This is a genomic window from Citricoccus alkalitolerans (assembly GCF_039528175.1).
GTDB classification, from domain to species: Bacteria; Actinomycetota; Actinomycetes; order Actinomycetales; family Micrococcaceae; genus Citricoccus; species Citricoccus alkalitolerans.
In genome coordinates this window covers 1,355,773-1,365,175 of sequence record NZ_BAAALH010000002.1, presented here as the reverse complement: position 1 = coordinate 1,365,175, position 9,403 = coordinate 1,355,773, and the positions used below count along the sequence as shown (strand labels likewise).

Annotated in this window: 7 protein-coding genes and 1 pseudogene; 6 read left to right on the top strand and 2 right to left on the bottom strand. The window is 70.1% G+C overall.

Translation table 11 applies throughout. From position 1 onward, the window contains the following. The 5 genes from ABD134_RS12060 to ABD134_RS12040 all read left to right on the top strand — a co-directional run. Window positions 1–323: hypothetical protein (locus ABD134_RS12060; RefSeq protein ID WP_344229764.1), on the top strand; the 323-nt coding region annotated here is incomplete at its 5' end. Then, complete coding sequence (gene eccCa, locus ABD134_RS12055) at window positions 320–4,384, top strand: type VII secretion protein EccCa (RefSeq protein ID WP_344229762.1); 4,065 nt, start codon at window positions 320–322, stop codon at window positions 4,382–4,384. The genes ABD134_RS12060 and eccCa, both read left to right, overlap by 4 nt. Beyond that, window positions 4,381–5,322 (top strand): EamA family transporter RarD, encoded by a 942-nt coding sequence (rarD, locus tag ABD134_RS12050; RefSeq protein WP_344229760.1) that lies wholly within the window; start codon window positions 4,381–4,383, stop codon window positions 5,320–5,322. The genes eccCa and rarD overlap by 4 nt, the downstream gene beginning before the upstream one ends. A gap of 22 nt (window positions 5,323–5,344) precedes the next feature. Continuing rightward, window positions 5,345–5,851: a hypothetical protein gene (locus ABD134_RS12045; RefSeq protein ID WP_344229758.1), complete on the top strand. Its 507-nt coding sequence runs from the start codon at window positions 5,345–5,347 to the stop codon at window positions 5,849–5,851. Further along, window positions 5,848–6,336 (top strand): HIT family protein, encoded by a 489-nt coding sequence (locus ABD134_RS12040; RefSeq protein WP_344229756.1) that lies wholly within the window; start codon window positions 5,848–5,850, stop codon window positions 6,334–6,336. The genes ABD134_RS12045 and ABD134_RS12040 overlap by 4 nt, the downstream gene beginning before the upstream one ends. A 46-nt stretch (window positions 6,337–6,382) precedes the next feature. Here the strand turns inward: ABD134_RS12040 and ABD134_RS12035 are convergent, their stop codons facing one another. Continuing rightward, a complete protein-coding gene (locus ABD134_RS12035; RefSeq protein WP_344230892.1) occupies window positions 6,383–7,414 on the bottom strand; it encodes a polyprenyl synthetase family protein in 1,032 nt (343 codons plus the stop codon). Between the two features lie 78 nt (window positions 7,415–7,492). Further along, window positions 7,493–8,875 carry a geranylgeranyl reductase family protein gene (locus tag ABD134_RS12030; protein ID WP_344229754.1) on the bottom strand — a complete coding sequence of 461 codons (1,383 nt, stop codon included), beginning with the start codon at window positions 8,873–8,875 and terminating at the stop codon, window positions 7,493–7,495. Between the two features lie 65 nt (window positions 8,876–8,940). On the opposite strand from ABD134_RS12030, the pseudogene ABD134_RS12025 reads away from it, so the two are divergent. After that, window positions 8,941–9,403, top strand: a pseudogene (locus ABD134_RS12025) (hypothetical protein); the annotation flags it as partial.

The following is a 9,403-nucleotide window of genomic DNA, read 5'->3' as shown; positions in this document are numbered from 1 at the left end:
CCGCCGTGGACGAGGCCGCCGGCTATCTGCGCCACTGGCAGTCCGATCCGTTCCTCTCCGCCATCCCCGTGGTGGCCGCCGTCGTGGGCACCGACCGTGACGCGGTGCTGGACCCCCTGGCGCAGGCCGCGGCCCTGACGCGCACCGGTGTGGGTGCCGTGGCCTTCCGTCACGACCGGCACATCGCCGGCGGGGTGGGGATCTCCCTGCCGCTGATCCGGCCGGAGAACCGACTGGCCGCCGCCGAACTGACGGCCCAGGCTCTCGCGGCGGCCAACTCCTCCGGCGCCCCGGCACCGGCGGCGAGGGGACTGGCCTGGTGACGCAGAGGATCATTCACCGCCCCGCCCGCACCTCGGCACCGGCGCGCCTGTACCGGCCCTTCCGGATCGAGGGCCCCCAGCCGCTGGACCCGGCGGCGGCCGAAGGCGAGAACAACGCGGGCTTCCTGCGCATCATGCCGATGTTCGCGGCAGGCGCGTCCATGATGGTGATGATGACCTTCCGTCAGAGCCCGTTCGCGGCTGTGGGGGCCATCGCCATGATGCTCTCCCTCATCGTGGCCGTGGTCATGATGTTCTCGCAGCGCGGCAAGGCCGGCAGACTCCGGAAGACGGTGCGGGACACCTATGCCCGGTACCTGGAGCGGACGCGGGTCAGACTGCGGGACGACGAGCAGCGGGCACAGCTGGCGGCCCGGGCGTCCTCCCCGCCCCCGGCGGCCCTGTTCGACATCGTCCGTGACCCGGCCCGGGTGTGGGAGCGGCGGCGCTACCACGAGGATTTCCTGCGGATGCGCCTCGGCTCGGGACGCCGCCCCACCCGGGAGATCGCCATCTCCGTGACGGAGACCTCCACCGCCCTGCAGGACGAGTTCATGCTGCGTGAGGCCGAGGCCCTCAAGAGCAGGTTCGAGGTCGCTCCGGACATGCCGGTGACTGTTCCCCTCGACTCGGCGGGCAACATCTCCCTGGTGGGCCCGCGGGACCTGACCCTCCAGGTGGTGCGCTCACTGGTGGCCGGTGCGGCCGCCCTGCAGTCACCGGAGGATGTGCGGATCGCCCTCATCACGCCACGGGCCACCCGCGCGGACTGGGACTGGCTCGAGTTGCTCCCCCACCTGGACGACAATACGGCCAAGCACTTCACCGGCCCGGTCAAACTCATCGCCCCGGACCCCGAGACCCTGGTGGACCTGCTGGACGAGGACCTGCAGTACCGGTCCAAGGTGGCCGGCGAGCACACCAAGTTCGGCGAGGAGACGCTCAAGGGCCCCGCCCTGCTCTCACGGCTCATCGTGATCGTGGACCGTTACGGCCACACGTCCCAGGACCTGACCTTCGGCGACTCGCACTTCAGCCTGCAGTCCCGCGGGATCACCGCCGTCCACCTGTGTGAGAACCGGCTGCACGAGCCCTCCGAGGTCTCCTACCGGGTCACACTGCACGATGGTCTGGACGGCCGGCGGAACGACGGGCGCCCCGGCTTCCTGCTGGAGGACCGCACCCGGGACCAGGGCAACCCGGTGCGCACCGAAGGGATCCTGGACCCGCTGGACACCAGCACCGCCTCGGGGCTGGTCCGCGAGCTGGCACCGCTGCGCCTGGCCCTGGAATCCCTGGAGCACACCGGTGCCGAGGCGGCGTCCTCCTCCTCATTCCTGCAGATGCTGCACCTCTCCCCGGCACTGGACCGGGCCGACGTCGAGCGCAATTGGCGGCCGCGGTCCCAGGCCGACTTCCTCCGGGTCCCGCTAGGTCCGGATGACAAGGGAAAACCGGTGCTGCTGGACCTCAAGGAGGCCGCCCAGCTCGGGATGGGCCCGCACGGGCTCTGCGTGGGCGCCACCGGCTCCGGCAAGTCCGAGATGCTGCGCTCGCTGGTGTTCGGCCTGCTGACCACCCACTCACCGGACAGCCTGGCCATGGTGCTGGTGGACTTCAAGGGCGGTGCGACGTTCGCCCCGTTCGAGGGCGCTCCGCATGTCACCGGCATCATCACGAACCTCTCCGACGACCTGACCCTGATCGAGCGTGTCTACGCGTCTCTGAACGGCGAGATCCTGCGCCGGCAGGAGGTGCTCAAGGCCGCCGGCAACATCGCCAACATCACCGACTACCAGATCCACCGTGACGAGGAGCGGTCCAAGGGCCGGGACATCGAGCCCCTGCCGCATCTGGTCGTCATCATCGATGAGTTCGGCGAGCTGCTCACCGCCCGCCCGGACTTCATCGACCTGTTCCTCTCGATCGGGCGCATCGGCCGCTCCATCGGCGTGCATCTGCTGCTGAGCTCACAGCGGGTGGAATCCGGCAAGCTTCGCGGCCTGGAGACCTACCTGTCCTACCGGATCGGCCTGCGCACCCTCTCCGAGTCCGAGTCCCGCACCGTGCTGGACACCCCGGATGCCTTCCACCTGCCGCCACTGCCCGGTTACGGGTATCTCAAGGTTGACACCACCGTCTACTCCCGTTTCAAATCCGGCTACGTCTCCGGCCCGCTGGAGGACGAGGTGGTCGAGGAGCACGACGTGACGCCGTTGGACGAGATCCCGGAGGTGCTCACCGCACCCGAGTACTCCCTCCTTCTGGAGGAGCAGTCGCCGGTGCCCGGGCAGGATGAGGCTCCGGCCTCGAAGAAGGACGGCCCGGCCCGCCGCACCACCGGTCCCACGGTGATGTCCACCATGATGGACACCCTGCGGACCTACCCGCCGTCCGTGAAGCCCATCTGGCTGCCCCCGTTGCCGTTGGAGACCACTCTGGACCGGGTCGTCGGCGAGCCGAAGAACACGGAGAGCGGGTTGCGTCTTCCCGCCGGCGGGAACCTCACCGTGCCGGTCGGACTGCTGGATGACCCGGCGCGGCAGTGGCAGGGGCTGTGGGAGATCGACTTCACCTCCGGTTCGGGCAACATGATCGTCCACGGTGGCCCCCAGTCCGGCAAGTCGACCGCCCTGCGGACCATCGTGTCCTCCCTGGCCCTGACCCACTCGCCCCAGCAGGTCGGCATCTACTGCATCGACCTGCTGGGATCCGGCCTGCTCCCTCTACAGGCTCTGCCCCACGTGGGCGGCGTGGCCATCCGGACGAACACGGAGGTCATATCCCGCACCGTGGACGAGATCCTGGGGATGCTCTCTCACCGCGAGCGCGTCTTCGAGAAGCACGCCATCGACTCGCTGCAGACCATGCGCCGGTTGCACGCAGAGGGGCGGCTACCCGAGCTGCCCAGTGCGGACATCTTCCTGGTGGTGGACGGCCACGGCCAGTTCCAGGAGGAATTCGACGACCTGCTGCCCAAGATCGTCTCGATCATGACTCGTGGCGCCGGCTACGGCATCCACATCATCTCCTCCGTGAACCGGAACAATGAGATTCGGGCCACGCACCAGACCTACTTCACGCACCGCATCGAGCTGGCCCTGGCGGAGCCGGGCGACTCGCAGGTCGACCGCAAGCTGGCCGCCAACGTCCACCCCGAGGCCCCCGGCCGCGGCCTGACCCCCCTGAAGCTCCAGGGCCATCTGGCCCTGCCGCGGATCGACGGCCAGGCCGAGAAGGAGTCGGCGACGGACGGCTTGAAGGACCTCGTGGAGCAGGTGGGCCGGTTCTCCACCGGTGCCGCCATGAAGGTCCGTGTCCTGCCGCCCGTGGTGGAGGCCTCCTCCGTACCCACTCCCGAGCAGAAGGGCCTGTTCCCGCTGGGGCTGCGCGAGCTGGACCTGGGTGTCCAGCAACTGGACCTGGAGCGCGCGGACCGGAACCTGATCGTCATGGGCGACGAGGAGGCCGGCAAGACCAACATCCTGCGCCAGGTGGTCCAGCGCTTCACCGCGAACCACCGGGACGACCAGCTGATGTTCGTGGTGTTCGACCCGCGCCGCGGGCTGGGAGACGTCGTCCCGGACGACTACCTGGGCGGCTACGCCACCAACGCCGAGGTGGCCAAGAACCTGGTGGGCGCCGTGGTCAACGAACTCCGCAAGCGGCAGGACCCCCAGGAGGACCAGAGGACGGTGCAGCGCCAGACGCGCATCGTGGCCCTGATCGACGACTACGACATCCTGACGGTGGGCGGGGGCCAGTCACCCCTCGGCGGATTCGTCCCGTTCATCCCCATGGCCGCCGAGCTGCGGTTGAACTTCGTCCTGACCCGCCGCGTGCGGGGCGCCTCCCGCGGCATGTATGAGACGTTCTTCTCGACCCTGCGGGACAACGGGACCTCGGCGCTGATCATGTCCGGTGACCGCCGCGAGGGCAATCTCATCAACGGACTCAAGGCCCGCAAGATGCCCCCTGGCCGCGGCCAGCTGCTGATGACGGGCAAGCCGGTGATGACGGTGCAGACGTTCTTCGGCGAGCTCGGCGACCTGCCGGAGTGACCGCCTCCGCTCCCAGCGCCGGCCGCGCCCCGCGCCCGGTCACCCCGGCCGGGCTCGCCTACGGTGCCGGTGCGTACACGTTCTGGGGCGGGCTGCCGCTGTACATGGCGGCCACGGCCCCCGCCTCCGCCCTCGAGGTGGTCTTCGCCCGGATCGCCTTCACGCTCATCACCTGCGCCGTGCTGCTTTTCGCCTTGCGGCGATGGCACGACGTCGGCCGGCAGCTGGGCAGCCGACGGCACCTGGGCGGCACCGCCCTGGCCTCCCTGCTCATCAGCGGCAACTGGGCGATCTACACCTACGCCGTGCTCTCCGGCCAGACGCTCGAGGCCGCCCTGGGATACTTCATCAACCCACTGGTCTCCGTGCTGGCCGGGGTGGTCCTGTTCGGGGAGCGCCTCCGGCGGGCCCAGTGGGTGGCCGTCGGCCTGTCCGTCACGGCCGTGCTGGTCATGGTGATCGGGCACGGGGCGTTCCCGTGGCTCGCGATCCTGCTGGCCCTGACCTTCGGGGGCTACGGCGTGGTCAAAAGCCGGCTGTCCACCGCAGTCAGTCCGGTCGCCTCCCTGGGGGCCGAGACGATCCTGCTGGTGCCGGTGAGTCTGGCCGGGATGTGGTGGTTGGTGGCCTCGGACCAGATGACCCTGTTCTCCCATGGGGCCGGTCACTTCTGGATCCTGGCCCTGTCCGGGGTGGTGACGGCCATCCCGCTGATCCTCTTCGGGGCCGGCGCCAGCCGATTGCCGCTGACCCTGCTCGGGCTGCTGCAGTACATCAACCCGCTGATCCAGTTCCTCATCGGCCTACTACTGTTCCAGGAAGCCATGAGCACCGGCCGGTGGGTCGGCTTCATCCTCATCTGGTGTGCCCTGGTGGTGCTCATGGTGGACTCGCTGTGGACGGCCCGGCGGAATCCCCGGCTGCGCCACGGCCCGTAGGGCGGGACCCTAGACTGGGTGCATGCCCGCAGACTCCTCCGCTCCCGCCGTCTTCCTCTCGACCTTCCAGAAGCTCGTCCCCACCCACCTGGAAACGCCCTGGGCGGAGGAGGACGGCCTCGGCGCCGGGGAACTGGAGGCGCTGCTGGCTGCCTCGCCCGCTGCCGAGGCCACGCGGGAGGCCAACGGCGAATCCGACGGCGTGCCGATCCCCCTCTCCCTCTACGAGTTCCACCGTGCCCTGGGCAACTGCCCGGACCTGCTGGAGACCGATCACTTCTTCTTCGACGCCGATGAGCTGGAGATCCGGGACGGCTTCCTGATGTTCCTCGAGGACGCCGGGGAGAGCACCGTCTGGGGCCTGCCCGTGGCGGACGCCGAACTTCCGGACCCTCTGGTCTGGCGTCGTTCCACCGGCGCGGACGCCGAACACGGCGTGTGGACGTGTGAGGGCGGGACGTTCAGCGAGTTCGCGATGGACCTGCTGCAGTGGACCTTCGAGGACCCCGAGGACCCCGAGAACGAATGATCGACTCCCACGCCCCCGAGGGCTATGTGTGCCCGTTCTGCGGTCTGGTGGCCGGTGATGTCTCGGATCCAACGAACCGCTGCGAGCTCGCCGACCTCGTCTACCAGGACGAGGACGTCATCGTCTTCATCGCGGTGGACGGCTTCGGCGACCACGAGGGCCACGCCATGATCTCCCCCGCCGGACACTACGAGACGCTGTACGACCTCCCCGACCGGGTACTGCAGCGCATCGGGCTGATGGCCCGCCAGGTGGCGTTGGCCATGAAGAAGGCGTGGTCCCCCGATGGCATCTCCACCCGCCAGCACAATGAGCCTGCCGGGAACCAGCACGTCTGGCACTACCACCTGCACGTGTTCCCGCGCTGGCACGACGACCAGCTGTACCGGCACCTGCGCCACCCGGTGGCCCCGGAGGTGCGGGCCGCCAAGGCACGCGAACTGGCGGCCGTGCTGGACGCCGGCCCTACGCGCCTTCCCGACTGAAAGCGAGAAGGGGTCTGGTCGGTGGTCCGGTCGGTCGTTCCGTCAGCTAGTTGTCGCGGTTGACCACATAGTCTGCGAAGGCCACGAGGGCGCTCTTGACCGGTGAGACCGGCAGCGGAGCCAGGGCCTCCACGGCATCCGCGGACCAGCCGCGGGTGATGTCCCAGGCCTGCGCGATCACCGGGTGGGCGGAGACGGCGGCCACCGCCGCGGCCAATTGTTCGTCGGTGTCCAGGGGCCCGTCCACCAGTTCGAGGACGGCAGCCGCCGTCGCATCGGTCGGGGCGGCCTGACGCAGCAGCAGCACCGGCAGGGTGGGCACCCGTTCCTTGAGGTCGGTGCCAGGGGTCTTGCCGGAGGCGTGGGAGGTGCTGGTGAGGTCGATGACGTCGTCGGCCAGCTGGAAGGCCATGCCGACCTTCTCGCCGTAGTCCTCGAGGATCCGCACGGTGGCCTCGTCGCAACCACCGAAATGGGCGCCCAACCGTCCGGCGGAGGCGATCAGCGAACCGGTCTTGCCGCCGATCACCCGCAGGTAGTGCTCCAGGTGGTCGTCCTGTTCCTCCGGGCCCACGGTCTCCCAGAGCTGGCCCATGACCAGCCGCTCGAAGGTGCGTGCCTGGATGGACACGGCCTCGGGGCCGAGCGAGGCCATCAGCAGGGAGGCCCGCGCGAAGATCAGGTCGCCGGCCAGGATGGCCACCGAGTTGCCCCACACCTGGTGGGCGGCCGGGGCGCCCCGGCGCACGGGCGCCTCGTCCATGACGTCGTCGTGGTACAGGGTCGCCAGGTGCGTCAGCTCCATCACGACGGCGGCCGAGCGGACTTCCGAGGCCACCTCGCCGACCTGTCCCGCGGCGACCCCGGGCTCGCCCAGGAGCGAGGACAGGATGGTCAGCAGGGGGCGAATCCGCTTTCCGCCGGCCTCCAGCAGGTGCCGGGAGGTGTGATCCGCCAGCTGGTCCGCGTTGGTGACGGCCTCGGACAGCTCGAGCTCGACCCGCTCGAGGGCGGTGGTGACCACGTCGAGCAGGTCACCGTGCTCCGCGAGGTTCTCGAAGCCGGCGGGCAGGACCAGCCCGCCGACGGGGACACCGGGAACGCCGGCGAGGTCGTCAGCGGTGGATGCAGGCTCGGGTGAAGTCACCGGGCCAGCCTAACCAACGTTGGCCGGGGTCCGCGCATCCGCGTCGGACGGCAGGACGGCGGCTGATGCGGGTTCCGGGACTGTTCCCATCGTCGTGGCGGTGGGGACCACGGATTCCAGCAGCCGCACCACCCGGTCCACCGGTGCGGTGCCCCGCTCGTCCACCAGGTTGGCCATGACCTGCACCACGGAGCGCAGCAGCGGCTTCACCCGCATGCCGGTGGCCAGGGCGGCCTTCAGCACGGCGGGGTGGCCGATCAGCTCGGCGAACCGGCTGCCGAGCGCGAAGTGTCCGCCCCAGGTCTCCTGGGTGAGCACCGGGTACCGGGCCAATTCTGCCTCCCGGCCGGCCGCCGTCGGGCGCTGCAGGGCCGTGACCGCCAGGTCCGCCGCGATGCGGGCGGCCTCCATGGCGAAGGAGATCCCCTCGCCGTTGAACGGGGAGACCATGCCGGCCGAGTCGCCGACGAGCAGCATGCCGGGCACATGCTGGGGCGTCCGGTTGAAGCCCATGGGCAAGGCGGCGCCGAGGATCTTCGACGTGCGCGTCTCCTCGGACAGCCCCCAGGTGGCGGTCAGCGCACCGGACCAGTCCTTGAGGATCGAGCGGTAGTCAAGCTTGCCGAACTGCGGGGAGGTGTCCAGGATGCCGAGGCCCACGTTCACGGTGCCGTCCCCCAGCGGGAAGAGCCAGCCGTAGCCGGGCAGCAGGTTGCCCGCGGCGTCAGGCAATTGCAGCCAGGACTCCATCCAGTCGTCGCCGTGGCGCGGGGCGCCCTCCGGGATCGAGTAGTACGCGCGGACGGCCACGCCCATCGGACGGTCGTCCCGCTTGGCCAGGCCCGCGGAGACGGCGGTGCGCGTGGAGTTGCCGTCCGCGGCGATGACGATCGGGGCGTGGAAGTCCTTGAACTCACCGGTCTTGCGGCCGCGGCCGTCCAGCAGCTCAGCGCGCAGCCCGTTGACGGTGCCGTCCTCGGCGCGCAGCACGGTGGTGACGGAGTGGCGTTCGAGGATGGTGGCCCCGGCCGACCGGGCGTGCTGGGCGAGGACCTCGTCGAAGTCATGGCGGGTACGCACCAGGGCGTAGTCCGGCCAGGTCTGCGTGACCGGCCAGGGGACCTCCACCGCGCGGCCCTCGGCCACCAGCCGCAGTCCCTTGATGTGCTGCCACCCGTCCTCGGCGGAGTGCGGGATCCCCATGAGGTTCATCTCCCGCACCGCCTGCGGGGTGAGTCCGTCCCCGCACACCTTCTCACGCGGGTAGGCGGTCTTCTCGAGCACCGTGACCTCGATGCCGGCGTTCGCCAGGTGCCATGCCGCCGTGGCCCCGGCCGGGCCGCCGCCGGCGATGAGGACTTGGGTCTGGCCGGATGTCGTTGCGCGTTCCACCCCGCCATTCTCCCAGAGCCCCGGCGCGCACCGGCCCAGGGCACTGCCGGTAGGCTTGGCAGGTCATGAACAACCCTGGATTCACGGTGCCCGCACCCCGATTGGCGTCCTGCACGTATAGCGCCCCCCTGCCGGGCGGGAACGGACTGGCCGATCTCCTGTCCACCGGCTCGGAGTGTGCCTGGATCCGCTTCGGTGAGGGCATGGTCGGCCTGGGTTCCGCGGCCCGCTTCGCCACCACTGGACCCGGGCGTTTCGAAGCGGCCCGCCGCTGGTGGATGGCCGCCACGGCCGCCGAGTCCGGGGACACATCTCGGACGTCGGTTCCCGACGACGGCCTGCCCCGCCGATCGCCGCTTGCCTTCGCTGCCTTCGCCTTCGCCGACGACAGCCCTGTCGACTCGGTCCTCGTGGTCCCGGAGTTCGTCGTCGGCTCGGCCCAGGGGCGGTCCTGGCTGACCTGGCAGGTGGACCTCGACTCCCCCTGTTACGCCGAGAAGGCCGCCGCCGGCTGGCGGGCGGGCCGGG

Coding starts and splice junctions, on each gene's coding strand:
- ABD134_RS12040 (WP_344229756.1), top strand. CDS start 5,848: ATGATCGACTCCCACGCCCCCGAGGGCTATGTGTGCCCGTTCTGCGGT.
- ABD134_RS12045 (WP_344229758.1), top strand. CDS start 5,345: ATGCCCGCAGACTCCTCCGCTCCCGCCGTCTTCCTCTCGACCTTCCAG.